16 protein-coding genes are annotated in these 14,445 nt (G+C 64.2%); 14 read left to right on the top strand and 2 right to left on the bottom strand.

What is annotated here, in order from left to right:
• Window positions 1-47: 47 nt before the first annotated feature.
• The 5 genes from dcd (at window position 48) to D618_RS0114115 (ending at window position 4,849) form a co-directional block, all read left to right on the top strand.
• The gene (dcd, locus tag D618_RS0114135) at window positions 48-602 is read left to right on the top strand and encodes a dCTP deaminase (RefSeq protein ID WP_017672183.1); all 555 of its coding nucleotides are present in this window, start codon (window positions 48-50) and stop codon (window positions 600-602) included.
• Window positions 603-643: 41 nt separating this feature from the next.
• Complete coding sequence (locus tag D618_RS0114130; RefSeq protein WP_026091692.1) at window positions 644-1,828, top strand: saccharopine dehydrogenase NADP-binding domain-containing protein; 1,185 nt, start codon at window positions 644-646, stop codon at window positions 1,826-1,828.
• A gap of 180 nt (window positions 1,829-2,008) precedes the next feature.
• Window positions 2,009-2,746, top strand: coding sequence for a metallophosphoesterase family protein (locus D618_RS0114125; RefSeq protein ID WP_343207535.1), 738 nt, complete (start codon window positions 2,009-2,011; stop codon window positions 2,744-2,746).
• 52 nt (window positions 2,747-2,798) lie between these two features.
• A complete protein-coding gene (locus D618_RS0114120) occupies window positions 2,799-4,100 on the top strand; it encodes a M28 family peptidase (RefSeq protein WP_017672180.1) in 1,302 nt (433 codons plus the stop codon).
• 56 nt (window positions 4,101-4,156) lie between these two features.
• Window positions 4,157-4,849: a Crp/Fnr family transcriptional regulator gene (locus tag D618_RS0114115; protein ID WP_017672179.1), complete on the top strand. Its 693-nt coding sequence runs from the start codon at window positions 4,157-4,159 to the stop codon at window positions 4,847-4,849.
• A 13-nt stretch (window positions 4,850-4,862) separates the two neighbouring features.
• On the opposite strand, the gene D618_RS0114110 is transcribed toward D618_RS0114115, so the two are convergent.
• A complete protein-coding gene (locus tag D618_RS0114110) occupies window positions 4,863-5,534 on the bottom strand; it encodes an OmpW family outer membrane protein (protein ID WP_026091691.1) in 672 nt (223 codons plus the stop codon).
• Between the two features lie 173 nt (window positions 5,535-5,707).
• Here D618_RS0114110 and ccoN point away from each other — a divergent pair, with 173 nt between their 5' ends.
• From ccoN to D618_RS20080, 9 genes are all read left to right on the top strand, one after another.
• Window positions 5,708-7,390: a cytochrome-c oxidase, cbb3-type subunit I gene (gene ccoN, locus D618_RS0114105; RefSeq protein ID WP_040370828.1), complete on the top strand. Its 1,683-nt coding sequence runs from the start codon at window positions 5,708-5,710 to the stop codon at window positions 7,388-7,390.
• Window positions 7,391-7,392: 2 nt separating this feature from the next.
• Complete coding sequence (gene ccoO, locus D618_RS0114100; RefSeq protein WP_017672176.1) at window positions 7,393-8,196, top strand: cytochrome-c oxidase, cbb3-type subunit II; 804 nt, start codon at window positions 7,393-7,395, stop codon at window positions 8,194-8,196.
• Window positions 8,193-8,351 carry a cbb3-type cytochrome c oxidase subunit 3 gene (locus D618_RS0114095; protein ID WP_017672175.1) on the top strand — a complete coding sequence of 53 codons (159 nt, stop codon included), beginning with the start codon at window positions 8,193-8,195 and terminating at the stop codon, window positions 8,349-8,351. Before ccoO ends, D618_RS0114095 begins: the two co-directional genes overlap by 4 nt.
• The gene (gene ccoP / locus D618_RS0114090; RefSeq protein WP_017672174.1) at window positions 8,344-9,273 is read left to right on the top strand and encodes a cytochrome-c oxidase, cbb3-type subunit III; all 930 of its coding nucleotides are present in this window, start codon (window positions 8,344-8,346) and stop codon (window positions 9,271-9,273) included. The genes D618_RS0114095 and ccoP overlap by 8 nt, the downstream gene beginning before the upstream one ends.
• Window positions 9,266-10,720 (top strand): cytochrome c oxidase accessory protein CcoG, encoded by a 1,455-nt coding sequence (gene ccoG, locus D618_RS0114085; protein ID WP_017672173.1) that lies wholly within the window; start codon window positions 9,266-9,268, stop codon window positions 10,718-10,720. Before ccoP ends, ccoG begins: the two co-directional genes overlap by 8 nt.
• Complete coding sequence (locus D618_RS0114080) at window positions 10,720-11,190, top strand: FixH family protein (RefSeq protein WP_017672172.1); 471 nt, start codon at window positions 10,720-10,722, stop codon at window positions 11,188-11,190. The genes ccoG and D618_RS0114080 overlap by 1 nt, the downstream gene beginning before the upstream one ends.
• Window positions 11,187-13,322: a heavy metal translocating P-type ATPase gene (locus D618_RS0114075; RefSeq protein WP_017672171.1), complete on the top strand. Its 2,136-nt coding sequence runs from the start codon at window positions 11,187-11,189 to the stop codon at window positions 13,320-13,322. The genes D618_RS0114080 and D618_RS0114075 overlap by 4 nt, the downstream gene beginning before the upstream one ends.
• Window positions 13,319-13,483, top strand: coding sequence for a cbb3-type cytochrome oxidase assembly protein CcoS (gene ccoS, locus D618_RS0114070; RefSeq protein ID WP_017672170.1), 165 nt, complete (start codon window positions 13,319-13,321; stop codon window positions 13,481-13,483). The genes D618_RS0114075 and ccoS overlap by 4 nt, the downstream gene beginning before the upstream one ends.
• A 95-nt stretch (window positions 13,484-13,578) precedes the next feature.
• Window positions 13,579-13,740, top strand: coding sequence for a hypothetical protein (locus D618_RS20080; RefSeq protein ID WP_238550687.1), 162 nt, complete (start codon window positions 13,579-13,581; stop codon window positions 13,738-13,740).
• A 74-nt stretch (window positions 13,741-13,814) separates the two neighbouring features.
• Here D618_RS20080 and D618_RS18535 read toward each other — a convergent pair whose 3' ends face one another.
• Window positions 13,815-14,345, bottom strand: a complete 531-nt coding sequence (locus tag D618_RS18535) for a hypothetical protein (protein WP_017672168.1) — start codon at window positions 14,343-14,345, stop codon at window positions 13,815-13,817.
• Window positions 14,346-14,445 lie beyond the last annotated feature (100 nt).

Here is a 14,445-nt window from a genome sequence, read left to right as displayed (position 1 = left end):
GGCCTTCGACAAGCTCAGGCTGAACGGATGCAGGAGATTTTTCAGCGATGTCCATCCTTTCCGACAAATGGATCCGCACCCAGGCGCAGGACAGCGGCATGATCGAGCCGTTCGTCGAAGCCCAGCGGCGCGATGGCTGCATTTCCTACGGCCTGTCGTCCTACGGCTATGACGCGCGGGTGGCGGACGAGTTCAAGATCTTCACCAACGTCAATTCCTCGGTGGTCGACCCCAAGCAGTTCGATCCCAACAGCTTTGTCGACCGCAAGACCGATGTCTGCATCATTCCGCCGAACAGCTTCGCGCTGGCACGCACGGTCGAGTATTTCCGTGTGCCGCGCGACGTGCTGGTAATCTGCCTGGGCAAATCGACCTACGCGCGCTGCGGTATCATCGTCAACGTGACCCCGCTCGAGCCCGGTTGGGAGGGTCATGTGACGCTGGAGTTCAGCAACACGACCCCGTTGCCCGCCAAGATCTACGCCAATGAAGGCGCGTGCCAGTTCCTGTTCCTCAAGGGGAACGAGCCGTGCGAGACGAGCTATGCCGACCGCGCAGGCAAATACATGGGTCAGCGCGGCGTGACACTGCCCCGACTTTGAACCACAATATCAACAACAATCAAAACACCAGGAGAGAGCCGATGTCGTCCAGAGAGAACCGTGAATTCGATGTGATCGTCTATGGTGCCAGCGGCTTTACCGGACGGCTGGTCGCCGAATATCTGCAGAAGACATATGGCCAGGGTGGCGATGCCCCCAAATGGGCCGTTGCCGCGCGCTCGGCCGAAAAGATGGCGGCGGTGCTTGCCGAAATGGGCCTGCCCGCCGACACGCCGGTGGTGATTGCCGATGCCGATGATGCCGCCAGCATCGCGGCGATGGCCATGCGCACCAAGGTCGTACTGACCACGGTCGGCCCGTACCAGCTCTATGGCGAACCTCTGGTCGCGGCCTGCGCCGAGCATGGCACCGATTATGTCGACCTGTGCGGTGAGCCTGCCTGGATGCGGCAGATGATCGACAAGTACGACGCCGCCGCCAAGGCCAGTGGTGCACGGATCGTGTTCTCGACCGGCTTCGATTCGATTCCCTTCGATCTGGGCGTGCTGATGCTGCAGAACGAATGCCTTGCCCGCTTCGGCAAGCCTGCCGCGCGCATCAAGGGCCGTGTCCGCGCGATGCAGGGCACGTTCTCGGGCGGCACCGCCGCCTCGCTCAAGGCGACGATGGCGTCGGTCGCGCGCGATCCTGCGCTGCTGGGCTATCTGACCAACCCGTTCAGCCTTGCCGGCGGCTTCGAAGGCCCCGCGCAGCCCAAGGGCAACAAGCCCGAGCTCGACGAGGCATTGGGCAGCTGGGCCGCGCCGTTCATCATGGCGCCGATCAACACCAAGAATGTCCACCGCACCAACGCGCTGCTGGGCCATCCCTATGGCCAGGATTTCGTCTATGACGAGATGATGCTGACCGGCCCCGGCGAAAAGGGCGAGGCCATCGCCAAGCACCTCGCCACCACCGACATGATGGGCGGCGAAGGCGGTCCCAAGCCGGGCGAAGGCCCGAGCAAGGAGGAGCGCGAAAACGGTTTCTACGATGTGCTGTTCATCGCCGAGATGCCCGATGGCGCCACCCAGAAATATGGCGTCAAGGGCGACAAGGACCCCGGCTATGGCTCGACCTCCAAGATGATTGCAGAGAGCGCATTGTGCCTGGTGCACGATGTGCCAGACAGCGCGGGCGGCATAACCACACCCGGCGCGACGCTGGGCGAGCATCTGGTCAATCGGCTTGTCGCCAAGGCGGGGCTGACTTTCGCAGCGGAATGATCGACACGCCCTCCCCTGCGGGGGAGGGCATGGTGCCATTGCTGCACCTGCGAACAACTGACGGTTGAACTTTTCGTCAATTGGCGCATATAGCAGCCGCTTGGGGCAACGCACGACACAGTTAAACGAAGAATCGAACGCGAAATGCTGAAGGCCTTGCTGCGCAGAAAACCCAAACCTGTGGCTCCCATCGATTCTGCGATGCTGCCCGACGGAATGCGCGTTTACGCCATCGGCGACATTCATGGGCGTCGCGACCTGCTCGATCAGCTGCTCGATCAGATCATGGCGGACGACCGCGCGCGCGGCCCTGCCGATACGCATATCGTGTTTCTGGGAGATCTGATGGATCGCGGCCCGGACAGCGCCGGTGTCATCGACCGTGCCATCGAACTGTCCGAAACGCTGGGGCAGAACGCCCACTTCCTGATGGGCAACCATGAGGAAGTGTATCTGGCTGCCGTCAGCGGCGATGAAAAACTGGTCCGCTTTTTCTGCAAGATTGGCGGTCGTGAGACGATTTTGAGCTATGACATCGAGCCTGCGGAATATAACGCGCTGACGATGGAAGAGCTTACCGCGCGCCTGCCGACGCTGCTGCCACAGGCGCATCTGGATTTCGTCCGCCGCTTCGAGGACCGCATCGTGATCGGCGATTATGCCTTCGTCCATGCCGGCGTCCGCCCCGGCACCTCGATCGAGAACCAGAAGCCCAAGGATCTGCGCTGGATCCGCGAGGATTTCCTGATCGACGACACCCCGCACGACAAGTTGATCGTCCATGGCCACACCATCACCGACGATGTCGAGGAGTGCACCAACCGGATCGGCATCGACACCGGGGCCTATATGAGCGGAATGCTCACCGCACTGGCGCTGGAAGGCCGCGACCGCTGGTATCTCAAGACCGGGCAATAAGCACGCGCACAAGGCCTTGCACCCGCTGGAAAATTGAGCCAGCGTGCGCGCCATGCACAAAATCTCAACGCTGGTCGCTGCCGTTCTGCTGTCCTCCTCGCCTGCGCTGGCGCAAGCCGAGGCCAAGCCGGAGCGTCTGCGCGCCGATGTCGAAAAGCTGGTCGGCTTCGGCACCCGTCATACCCTGTCCTCGCCCGATCACCCGACACGCGGCATTGGTGCCGCTCGGCGCTGGGCGGCGGAAGAGTTCGCGAAGATCGGCAAGGCCTGTGGCGGCTGCCTGCGCGTCGAGCAGATCGACCGCCGCTTCACCGGACCGCGCGCCCCGGGCGGCGTGAATGTCGTCAACGTGCTGGGCGTCCAGCTGGGCACCGGCAACCCCGATGACATCATCATCATCTCTGCGCATATCGACAGCCGTGTGTCCGACGTCGCCGATTTCACCAGCGATGCCCCCGGCGCAAACGACGATGGATCGGGCAGCGCACTGGTGCTGGAAGCCGCGCGCATCCTGAGCAAGGAAAAGTTCGCGCCGACAATCATCTATGCGCTGCTTTCGGGCGAGGAACAGGGATTGTGGGGCGGGCGGCTGATCGCGGAAACCGCGCGCGCACGCGGTTGGCAGGTGCGCGCGCTGCTCAACAACGATATCGTCGGCAACACCGAAGGTCAGGATGGCCGCAAGGTCAGCGACCGGGTGCGGGTGTTCTCCGAAGGTATCCGTGCGTCTGAATCGACCGTCGAGGCGATGGCGCGGCGCGGCAGCGGCGGCGAGGATGACGGCCCCTCCCGCGCCCTGATGCGCGCAGCGCAGCGGGTCGGCAAGGCACGCGGCGATCTGGGCCTGGAGGTGTTTGGCGTCCGCAGGCCCGACCGGTTCGCGCGCGGCGGCGATCATCTGCCTGCGCTCGAGCTGGGCTATCCCGCGATCCGCTTCACCGTGGGCGTCGAGAATTACGACCACCAGCATCAGGATATCCGCGAGGAGAACGGTCGAAAGTTCGGCGACACCATCGACGAGATGGACTTTCCCTATCTCGCCCGCGTCACCGCGCTCAACGTCGCGGTGATCCGCGAGCTCGCCAGCGCCCCTGCCGCCCCTGCCAGTGCGATGCTGGGCGGGGCGGTGACCAGCGACACGCAGGTCAGCTGGGCCAAGGTGCCGGGCGCGGCGCGCTACAAGGTGTATTGGCGCAGGGCCGATGCACGCGACTGGGAACAATCGCAGGAAACCACAGATACCAAGCTGACATTGCCTGGCGTAATCGTGGACGACCATTTCGCAGGTGTCGCTGCGATTGCAGAAAACGGCGCGGAAAGCGCAGTAACTTTTGCAGGCCTGCCGCCGCGGTAATTTCGTACTGGCGCAGCGCCCTGTTCATCGAGCCTGGGAGGGCGTAGAGGAACGTCATGAACGATTGCTCATCCTGTATTGTCCGCAACCGCGCGATCTGCGCCAGCCTGACGCCCGATGAACTGCTGCTGCTGGGCAAGATGGGGCGTCGCCAGAAGGTCAAGTCGGGCCACACCCTATTGTGGGAAGGCGATGACGCGCCGGTCGTCGCCAATGTGCTGGAAGGCGTGCTCAAGCTGGTCGTCGCCGCATCGGACGGGCGCGAGCAGATCGTTGGCGTCGTCTTCCCTTCCGATTTCATCGGTCGTCCGTTCGGCAAGGAAAGCCCCTATTCGGTCACCGCGATGACCGATGCCGAAGTGTGCATCTTCAACCGCAACGCCTTCGACGATTTTGCCAGCGAGCATCCCGACCTCCAGCAGAAGCTGTTGCGCCGGACGCTCGATGAGCTCGACCGCGCGCGGCACTGGATGATGCTGCTGGGCCGCAAGTCGGCAACGGAAAAGGTCGCCTCGTTTTTGCTCGAAATGTCCGACCGCCTGTCAGGCCAGGGCTGCAACGCCGATGGCTCGCTCAACGGCTTCGAGCTGCCGTTCGGGCGTCAGCAGATTGCCGACATTCTGGGTCTGACGATCGAGACGACCAGCCGCCAGCTGACGCGAATGAAGAGCGATGGCCTGCTGGCCCTGCCATCGCGACGCGAGATCGTGATCCACAACCGCGCCGCGATGGAAGAGATGGCAGGCTGAACGCTTCTGCCTGTCAGAACCGGAAGCCGATCCCCGCGCTGATCACCCAGGGGTCCAGTTCGTGCCGGGTGCGCAGCACCTCGACACCATTGGCGCGCCAGCTGGCCAGCGGGCGCATGAAATAGCGTTTCACATCGACCGAAGCGAACATGCCCTTGTCATTGACCGGGATATCGACGCCTGCCTGCAAGGCCGCACCAACGGTATCGTTGATCTTCTGGCTGGTCGCCCCGAGCGCCCGCGTCGTTGCGCCGGGCTTTTCATCGATGAAGATGAAATAGCTGGGACCTGCGCCGATATAGGGCCGGATGCCGCCAGCCTTGCCGAAATGATATTTCAGCGTGACCGTGGCGGGCACGATCTTGGCGTTCGACACCAGGCCGGCCCCTGCGAGCGGGCCACGTCCATCGACGTCATGCTGGGTCACCCCGGCGATCGTTTCCACCGACACCGAATCGGCGAAGAAATACTCGATCGCGACCGTGGGGATGAAATTGTCATTGGCCTTGGTCTGCGTCCCTGCAGGCAGTCCGATGCGGTCCACCTTCACATCCTTGATCTTGCCATCGGGCGCCACCAGCGTGCCCAGCAGCTTGAAATGCACTTCACCGCTTTGCGCCATGGCCTGGCCGGGAATGGCGAGGGCAACGGCCATGGCGGCCAGCGGGACAATCTTGGTATTCATGTTGATCACTCCTCCTTGAGCGATCGCATCTCTGCGCCCGGGCCTGCCGCAGCGCATTGACGCGGCGCAAAACATAACTTGATCAGGATCAATGTTTCGATGCCCGATCAGGCGCATCAGCAACCCCAGTTGAAGCGCGGGGCCGGTGGCCCGGCGTGCACGGGGACACGGATATGGATGGTTTGGTTTTAAAGGCCGGTGGCTGGCTGGGGCTGGCTCTGCTGGCGTTGGCGATGGCGATACTGGCGGTCGATTGGCCGTTTGCGGTGCACATGACGATCGTCATGATCGCCTGCCTGGCGGCATTGTGGTTCACCATGTCGAGCGCCGATTATGGCGCGATGGCACGCGGCATCCTGAAGGCGCCCGCAGACCTTGGACAATATGATGACGATCCGGTCCGCTGGGGCGTCATCGCGACCTTGTTCTGGGGCGCAGCGGGCATGGCCGCCGGGCTGTACATCGCGCTGCAGCTCGCCTTCCCGGTGCTGAACCTGAATCTGGAATACACGACCTTCGGACGGCTGCGGCCACTGCACACCTCGGCAGTGATCTTTGCGTTCGGCGGCAACGCGCTGATCGCGACCAGCTTCTACGTCGTGCAGCGCACCTGCCGCGCGCGCCTCGCCTTCCCGACGATGGCCCGCTTCGTCTTCTGGGGTTACCAGCTGTTCATCGTGCTGGCCGCTACCGGCTATCTGATGGGCGTCACCGAGGCCAAGGAATATGCCGAGCCCGAATGGTATGTCGACCTGTGGCTGACGATCGTTTGGCTGGCCTATCTGGCGGTGTTCCTGGGCACCATCGTGCGCCGCAAGGAACCGCACATCTATGTCGCCAACTGGTTCTATCTCGCCTTCATCATCACCGTGGCGATGCTTCACGTGGTCAACAACCTGTCGCTGCCCGCATCGATCTTCGGATCGAAGAGCTATTCGGCGTTCGCAGGCGTGCAGGATGCGCTGACCCAGTGGTGGTACGGGCATAACGCGGTCGGCTTCTTCCTGACCGCAGGCTTTCTGGCGATGATGTACTACTTCGTCCCCAAGCAGGCCGAGCGCCCGGTCTACAGCTATCGGCTGTCGATCATCCACTTCTGGTCGCTGATCTTCCTGTACATCTGGGCAGGTCCGCATCACCTCCACTACACCGCACTGCCCGATTGGGCGCAGACCCTGGGCATGGTGTTCTCGATCATGCTGTGGATGCCCAGCTGGGGCGGGATGATCAACGGCCTGATGACGCTCAACGGCGCCTGGGACAAGATCCGCACCGATCCCATCATCCGCATGATGGTGATGGCGCTCGCCTTCTACGGGATGAGCACCTTCGAAGGCCCGATGATGTCGATCAAATGGGTCAACAGCCTGTCGCATTATACCGACTGGACCATCGGCCACGTCCATTCCGGCGCGCTGGGCTGGAACGGCATGATCACCTTCGCCTGTGTCTATTATCTGGTCCCGCGTCTGTGGGGTCGCCCACGGCTCTACTCGCTGCGGATGGTCAACTGGCACTTCTGGTTGGCGACGATCGGCATCGTTTTCTACGCCGCCTCGATGTGGGTCGCAGGCATCATGCAGGGCCTCATGTGGCGCGAATATGGCAGCGACGGCTACCTCGTCTACAGCTTCGTCGAAACGGTCGCGGCCATGCATCCGATGTACCTGATCCGTGCCACCGGCGGCCTGCTCTACCTCACCGGCTTCATCGTGATGATCGTCAACGTCTGGGCGACGATCGCCGGACACATCCGCGAAGAAAAGCCGATGACCGAAACGCCGCACAACGCCGCCGCTGATCGCCCGCTGGTTCCAGCGGCCCTCAACGTCGCCGCCGTCGCAAAGGAAGCCTGATCATGGCCGATACCAACGCTGAACCTCGCTTCAGCCACAAGAAGCTGGAGCGCAACGTCACCCTGCTCAGCCTGGGCGCACTGGTCGCGGTCGCCATCGGCGGCATCGTCGAGATCGCGCCCTTGTTCTGGATCGACAACACGATCGAGAAGGTGGACGGGATGCGCCCCTACACCCCGCTCGAGCTGTCGGGGCGCAACATCTACATGCGCGAGGGCTGCTACACCTGCCACAGCCAGATGATCCGCCCATTCCGCGACGAGGTGGAACGCTATGGCCATTACAGCCTGGCGGCAGAGAGCATGTACGATCACCCGTTCCAATGGGGGTCCAAGCGCACCGGGCCGGATCTGGCGCGCGTCGGCAACCGCTATTCGGACGAATGGCACCGCGCGCACCTCGCCGATCCGCGCAGCGTGGTGGGGGAATCGATCATGCCGCCCTACGCCTTCCTCGCCGAGCGCGAGCTGGATGTGGGCGACATGAGCGACGACCTGACCGCGCTCTCGCGGGTGGGCGTGCCATACACCAAGGCCGCGATTGCCGCTGCCAATGCCGATCTCAAGGCGCAGGCCGATCCCAATGCCGATGGCGCAGCCGATCTGCAGGCGCGTTATCCCAAGGCGCAGGTGCGCGACTTTGACGGCGATCCTGCCCGAATCACCGAGATGGATGCGCTGATCGCCTATCTGCAGATGCTGGGCACGTTGGTCGATGTCGAAAAGGCCGCGCCGCAGGACCAGGGCGATGCCCCGGCTCCGGCCAAGGTCGCAACCGCTGCGCCCATCAAGGGAGGCAAGCCATGAGCTATGACGACCTGCGCCATTTCGCCGACAGCTGGGGCCTGCTGGGCATGACCGTGATGTTCATCGGCCTCATCGCCTGGCCGTTCCGCAAGGGCGCGCGCCAGCACCATGAGGACGCCGCCAACATGATCTTCAGGGAAGACGACAATGTCTGACAAAAGCCGCATCGACGAACCCACCGGCACCTCCACCGTCGGCCATGAATGGGACGGGATCGAAGAGCTGAACACCCCGCTGCCACGCTGGTGGCTGTGGAGCTTCTATGCCTGCATCGCCTGGGCGGCGGTGTATGTCGTCCTGTATCCCGCCTGGCCGATGGTCAACAGCGCGACGCGCGGCGTGCTGCAATGGTCGAGCCGCGACGATCTGGAGCGCGAGATGGCCAGCCACGGCGCCAAGCGCGCGCCGATCACCAACGCCATCGCCGCACTGCCGATCGCTGCCCTGCCCGGCAAGCCCGAGCTGCTGGAAGCCGCGATCCAGGGCGGCAGCGCCGCGTTCAAGGTGCATTGCGTGCAATGCCATGGCGCAGGCGGCGCAGGCGTTGTCGGACTGTACCCCAGCCTGACCGATGACGACTGGCTGTGGGGCGGCGACCTCGCCGCGATCGAGACCACGCTGACCCACGGCATCCGCAATCCCGACCATGCCGAGACGCGGATGAACGTGATGCCCGCCTTCGGTCGTGACGCGATCCTCGATGCGGCTTCGATCAACGATCTGGTCAGCCATGTCCGCGTGATCAGCCGCCAGGAAAAGCCCAGCGCATCGTCTGCGCGCGGCGCAACCCTGTTCGAGGCGAACTGCGTCGCCTGCCATGGCACCAACGGCGAGGGTATCCGCGAACTCGGCGGCCCCAGGCTGACTGATGCGGTGTGGCTCTATGGCGGCAGCCGCGAAGCTCTGGCCAAGACCATCCACAACCCCCGCAACGGCGTGATGCCGCGCTGGAACGACAAGCTGGATGCCGCGACCATCAAGATGCTGAGTGCGTACGTCCATTCACTGGGCGGCGGCGAGGATGCTCCCGCACCTGTCCGCGCCGCTGCACCCGAGGGGGAAGCCGACAATGGCTAACCCCGACGCCCTTGCTGGCACGGAAGGCCCGCTGTACGCGCCACGCAAGGGCGTCTACCCCAAAAAGGTAGACGGCAATTTCCGGCGGCTGAAATGGCTGATCATGGGGATCACGCTGGCGATCTATTACGGCACGCCGTGGATCCGCTGGGACCGGGGGCCCTATGCACCCGACCAGGCGGTGCTGATCGATCTGGCCAACCGCCGCTTCTACATGTTCCAGATCGAAATCTGGCCGCATGAATTCTATTATGTCGCGGGCCTGCTGATCATGGCGGGCATCGGCCTGTTCCTGGTGACCAGCGCGGTGGGTCGTGCCTGGTGCGGCTATGCCTGTCCGCAAACGGTGTGGACCGACCTGTTCCAGCATGTCGACCGGTTGATAGATGGTGATCGCAACGCGCAGATCCGCCTCGCCAATGGACCCTGGACGGCGGAAAAGATCGCTAGGCGCGCCGCCAAATACGCCATCTATCTGTCGATCGCCTTCTGGACCGGCGGCGCGTGGATCATGTACTTCGCCGATGCTCCCACGCTGACTCGCGATTTCTGGGCGGGCGACGCAGCGTTCATCGCCTATGGCACCGTTGCCGCATTGACCGCCACGACCTTCGTGCTGGGAGGGTTCATGCGCGAGCAGGTGTGCATCTACATGTGCCCATGGCCGCGCATCCAGACCGCGATGATGGACGAAAAGTCGCTGCTGGTGACCTACAAGGATTGGCGCGGCGAACCGCGCGGCAGCCTCAAGAAAGCGCTCGCGCATCCCGGATCGCTCGGCGACTGTGTCGATTGCAACCAGTGCGTCGCGGTCTGCCCCACCGGCATCGACATCCGGGAAGGACCGCAGATCGGCTGCATCACCTGCGCCTTGTGCATCGATGCCTGCGACACCGTGATGGCGCAGGTCGGCCGCCCGCGCGGGCTGATCGACTATTGCGCGCTCGACGATGTCGCGGTGGAAAAGGCGGGCGGCACCGCCCCGCCGCTGCTCAAGACGCTGATGCGCCCGCGTCTGATGGTCTATCTGGCCATCTGGAGCGCGATCGGCGTGACGATGCTCTTTTCGCTGGGCGAGCGCACCCGGCTGGACCTTGCCGTGCAGCACGAGCGCAGCCCGCTCTATGTGCAGCTGTCCGACGGCATGATCCGCAACAACTACACGCTCAAGCTGCGCAACATGGAGGCGCGGCCGCGCAAGGTAGCGATCACCGTGACCGGCCTGCCCGGTGCGCAATTGTGGACCGAGAACGGATCACGCAGCACCGCGAGCCAGCGGGTCGAGATGACCATCTCGCCCGACAGCGTCACCCGCGTGCGGCTGTTCGTGGCAGCGCCGGCGCAGGGCCCTGTGCGGCAGGACTTCACCATCGCCACGATCGGCCGCGACGGCGATCCGCGCGGTGACGACGATACCATCCAGTTCGATCGCCCGGAGGCACAATGATGAGCACCCTGTCCGTAAGAAAGCCGTTCACCGGCTGGCACATGACCGGCATCCTGGTGGGCTTCTTCGCCATCGTCATGGCGGTGAACTTCACCATGGCACGGCTGGCCTTCTCGACCTTTGGCGGCAAGGTTGTGGAAAACAGCTATGTCGCCAGCCAGCAGTATAACGATCTGCTCGCCCGCGCCGAGGCGCAGGACGCGATGGGCTGGGACGAGGTGATCACCGTCGATGCCGACCGCCATGTCAGGCTGACGATTACCAGACAGGGCAAGCCGCTGGCGATTTCGGGCGTCACAGCAACACTCAGCCACCCGCTGGGCCGCGTTCCGGCGATCGACATGCACTTTGTCGCCGACGGTCTGGGCAGCATGCGCTCGCGCGAAGCCCTGGCGCCGGGTCGCTGGAGACTCGACGCGCTGGTGCGCCATGGCACCGAAGAGGCCCGCTACCGGAGCGACGTGCAATGACCGTGATGACCCGCCTCGTGCCTGAAACCCCGTTGATCGAGCGTGATTTCTCCGTGCCCGACATCCGATGCGCCGGATGCATCTCCAAACTCGAACAGGGGCTGGTGCGCGACGCGCGCATCAAGGTTGCGCGCGTCAATTTCACGGAAAAGCGCGTGCACCTTTCGTGCACCGCCGATGCGGACATGCCCGACCTGCTCGGAGCCTTTACCTCGCTGGGCTTCGAGGCGCATCCGATCGGCGAAGGTCCAGCCGAGGTCGATGCCGACGCCGCCAGCAGCCGCGCACTGTTGCGTGCCGTGGCGGTGTCGGGCTTTGCGATGATGAACATCATGCTGCTGTCGGTCTCGGTATGGTCGGGCGCGACCGGAGTCACGCGCGACCTGTTCCACTGGCTGTCCGCGATGATCGCATTGCCGACGATCGCCTATGCAGGGCAGCCGTTCTTCCGCTCGGCGTGGCGCGCTGTCCGCCATGGCCATACCAACATGGACGTGCCGATCAGCATCGGCGTGACGCTCGCCACCGCGCTCAGCCTGTACGAGACCGCAACGCACGGCGCGCATGCCTATTTCGACAGCGCCGTCATGCTGCTGTTCTTCCTGCTGTGCGGCCGCTGGCTCGACAGCGTGATGCGCGACCGGGCGCGCGGCGGCGTCACCGCGCTGCTGCGCAACATGGGCACCGGCGCCATGGTGGTGCAGCCTGATGGCAACACGCACTGGGTCGATGCCACCGCATTGCAGCCCGGCATGGTGATGCTGGTCGCTGCGGGCGAAAGGCTCGCCGCCGATGGCGTGATCGTGCAGGGTGCCACCCGGATGGACCTGTCCCTGCTGACCGGCGAGAGCGCGCCGCTGCCATCGGGCATCGACGATCCCGTTCACGCAGGCACGCTCAACCTGGAATCACCGGTGCGCGTCCGCGTGACCGCTGCAGGTACCGACACCGCGATTGCCGATATCGCACGCCTGATGGGCGAGGCATCCCAAGGCAAGTCGCGCTATGTCCGCATCGCCGATCGCGCGGCACGGCTTTATGCCCCCGCCGTCCATGCGCTGGCGCTGTTGGCGTTCGCAGGCTGGATGCTGGCAGGCGCAGGCTGGCATGATGCGCTGCTGATCGCGGTGGCGGTGCTGATCATTACCTGCCCGTGCGCTTTGGGCCTTGCCGTCCCCGCCGCACAGATCGTCGCCGCCGGCGCGCTGATGAAGCGCGGCGTGCTGATCAAGGACGGATCTGCGCTCGAGCGCATGGCCGAGGTCGACCGCGCGCTAATCGACAAGACCGGCACGCTGACCCTGGGCCGCCCGGTGGCCAGCAACCTGGGCGAGATCGCGAGCGAATATCACCCGGTATTGCTGGCCATGGCACAGATGAGCCGCCATCCGCTGAGCACCGCCCTCACCCGCGATCTGGGCGCGATGGGCGTGCATGCCGCGATGATCGACGAGGCGCAGGAGACGCCCGGCTTCGGCGTGGCAGCGGTATGGCACGGCAGGGCGGTCACGCTTGGCAGGCCGCAGGGGATCGATACCAGCAGCGAACTGGCCACCGAACTGAGCCTGGATGGCACGCCGGTCGCCACGATCCGCTTTGCCGATGCGCTCCGCCCCGATGCACTCGAAGCGATTTCGGCGCTTCAGGCACTGGGCGTCGATGCGATGATCCTGTCGGGCGATCGCACCGCCGCGGTTGCGCCGGTCGCGCGTACCTTGGGCCTTACCGCGCTGACCGGGCTCAGCCCTCAGGACAAGCTGTCCGCGATCGGTCGTCAGACCGCTTCGGGACACAAGGTGCTGATGATCGGCGATGGTCTGAACGATGGGCCTGCGCTGGCTGCCGGGCACGCCTCGATGGCCCCCGGCTCGGCCAGCGATGTCGGCAAGAACGCATCGGACTGCATCTTCCTGGGCGACCGGTTGATGCCGGTGGCCGACACCATCCGCATGGCGCGGCAGACGCAGGCCGTGGTCCGCCAGAATTTCATGCTCGCCATCGGATATAACGTCATCGCGGTGCCCCTGGCCTTCGCCGGGATCGTCACGCCGCTGATCGCTGCCATCGCGATGTCGGGGTCGTCGCTGATCGTGGTGGGCAATGCGCTCAGGCTCAAGAGGACACTGACATGAACGGCCTTCTCGTACTCATCCCCATTGCGCTGTCGCTGGGCCTGCTGGGGCTGGGTGCCTTTTTCTGGTCGCTGGGGCGAGGTCAGTTCGACGATATGGACGGCGCAGCGTTGCGGATCTTGATCGATGACGAAGCCGATGTGCCCAAGGTGCTGCCATGACCGTTAAACCGTTGTCACGTAGGCTGCGCGCGCTGGGTGCGTTGCTGGTCGTGTTCGCACTGGTCCATGCCCCCTTGGCCCGCGCCGACGCCCGAATGATCGAGGTAAGCAACTGCAATGGCGGCAGCAGCTTGATCGTTATTCCAGGCGAAGACGACATGCCCGGCAAGAAGGGCAGCGATTGTGCAAAGGCCTGTCACGCTGCAAATGAACGCCGCAGCAAACATGCGGGCAAGAAAACGGGCTCGCACTGCTGACCGCGCCTGAACGCCACGCACCCACCCCCTCCCCCGTCGGGAAAGGGATGGGGCAGTGGAGCCGTTACAGGCGATCAGGCCAGCGTGCCGCTGCGTCCCTGCGTGGATGAGTAACCGCCCGCGCCGAACAGGATATCGCGCAGATGGTCTGCGGACATTCCGGCGGAATCCGCATCGACCGACACGAAGATTCCCCCGTCGGTCATCCGTTCCTCGTAAAAGCGCGCCTCGTCCTCTTCGACGCCATGGCTGGTAAGCACGCCCAGCAGGCCACCGGCCGCCGCGCCGATTGCTGTCCCGGTGATCGCAGCGCCGCCGACAGCCGCCTCGGCGATCGCACCGGCAGCGATGAACGGACCCACACCGGGGATCGCCAATGCGGCGATACCGAACAGGGCGCCCAGCCCTGCACCGGCTGCCGCAGTACCGACGATATCGCGGGTCTGCTCTTCGCCCGAACCATCGGTTGTCGTCGCCTTGCCGCTGTCTGACCGTGCGATGATCGAGATCGCGCTGTCCGCAACCCCGGCGGAACGCAGTTGCTCCACCGCCTGCCCGGCGGCGCGCTGATCATCAAATATGGCGGATACAAAGCTGTTGTGCATGTTGTCTCTCCTTTGTCACCCGTCCCGACACATCAGGGTACGATGGGACTGCCAGAGCGTTCCGCGACGGATGTAACTGCGCAAATTTACCCGAATCGGA

It is taken from the genome of Blastomonas sp. AAP53 (assembly GCF_000331245.1).
Lineage (GTDB): Bacteria > Pseudomonadota > Alphaproteobacteria > Sphingomonadales > Sphingomonadaceae > Blastomonas.
Note: the sequence above shows the minus strand (reverse complement) of the source record. Positions and strands in the feature narration are given on the sequence as shown.

Bases quoted from the DNA above. Each gene is read 5' to 3' on its own strand.
- dcd (WP_017672183.1), top strand. From the start codon at position 48: ATGTCCATCCTTTCCGACAAATGGATCCGCACCCAGGCGCAGGACAGC.
- D618_RS0114130 (WP_026091692.1), top strand. From the start codon at position 644: ATGTCGTCCAGAGAGAACCGTGAATTCGATGTGATCGTCTATGGTGCC.
- D618_RS0114120 (WP_017672180.1), top strand. From the start codon at position 2,799: ATGCACAAAATCTCAACGCTGGTCGCTGCCGTTCTGCTGTCCTCCTCG.
- D618_RS0114115 (WP_017672179.1), top strand. From the start codon at position 4,157: ATGAACGATTGCTCATCCTGTATTGTCCGCAACCGCGCGATCTGCGCC.
- D618_RS0114110 (WP_026091691.1), bottom strand. From the start codon at position 5,534: ATGAATACCAAGATTGTCCCGCTGGCCGCCATGGCCGTTGCCCTCGCC.
- ccoN (WP_040370828.1), top strand. From the start codon at position 5,708: ATGGATGGTTTGGTTTTAAAGGCCGGTGGCTGGCTGGGGCTGGCTCTG.
- ccoO (WP_017672176.1), top strand. From the start codon at position 7,393: ATGGCCGATACCAACGCTGAACCTCGCTTCAGCCACAAGAAGCTGGAG.
- D618_RS0114095 (WP_017672175.1), top strand. From the start codon at position 8,193: ATGAGCTATGACGACCTGCGCCATTTCGCCGACAGCTGGGGCCTGCTG.
- ccoP (WP_017672174.1), top strand. From the start codon at position 8,344: ATGTCTGACAAAAGCCGCATCGACGAACCCACCGGCACCTCCACCGTC.
- ccoG (WP_017672173.1), top strand. From the start codon at position 9,266: ATGGCTAACCCCGACGCCCTTGCTGGCACGGAAGGCCCGCTGTACGCG.
- D618_RS0114080 (WP_017672172.1), top strand. From the start codon at position 10,720: ATGAGCACCCTGTCCGTAAGAAAGCCGTTCACCGGCTGGCACATGACC.
- D618_RS0114075 (WP_017672171.1), top strand. From the start codon at position 11,187: ATGACCGTGATGACCCGCCTCGTGCCTGAAACCCCGTTGATCGAGCGT.
- ccoS (WP_017672170.1), top strand. From the start codon at position 13,319: ATGAACGGCCTTCTCGTACTCATCCCCATTGCGCTGTCGCTGGGCCTG.
- D618_RS20080 (WP_238550687.1), top strand. From the start codon at position 13,579: ATGATCGAGGTAAGCAACTGCAATGGCGGCAGCAGCTTGATCGTTATT.
- D618_RS18535 (WP_017672168.1), bottom strand. From the start codon at position 14,345: ATGCACAACAGCTTTGTATCCGCCATATTTGATGATCAGCGCGCCGCC.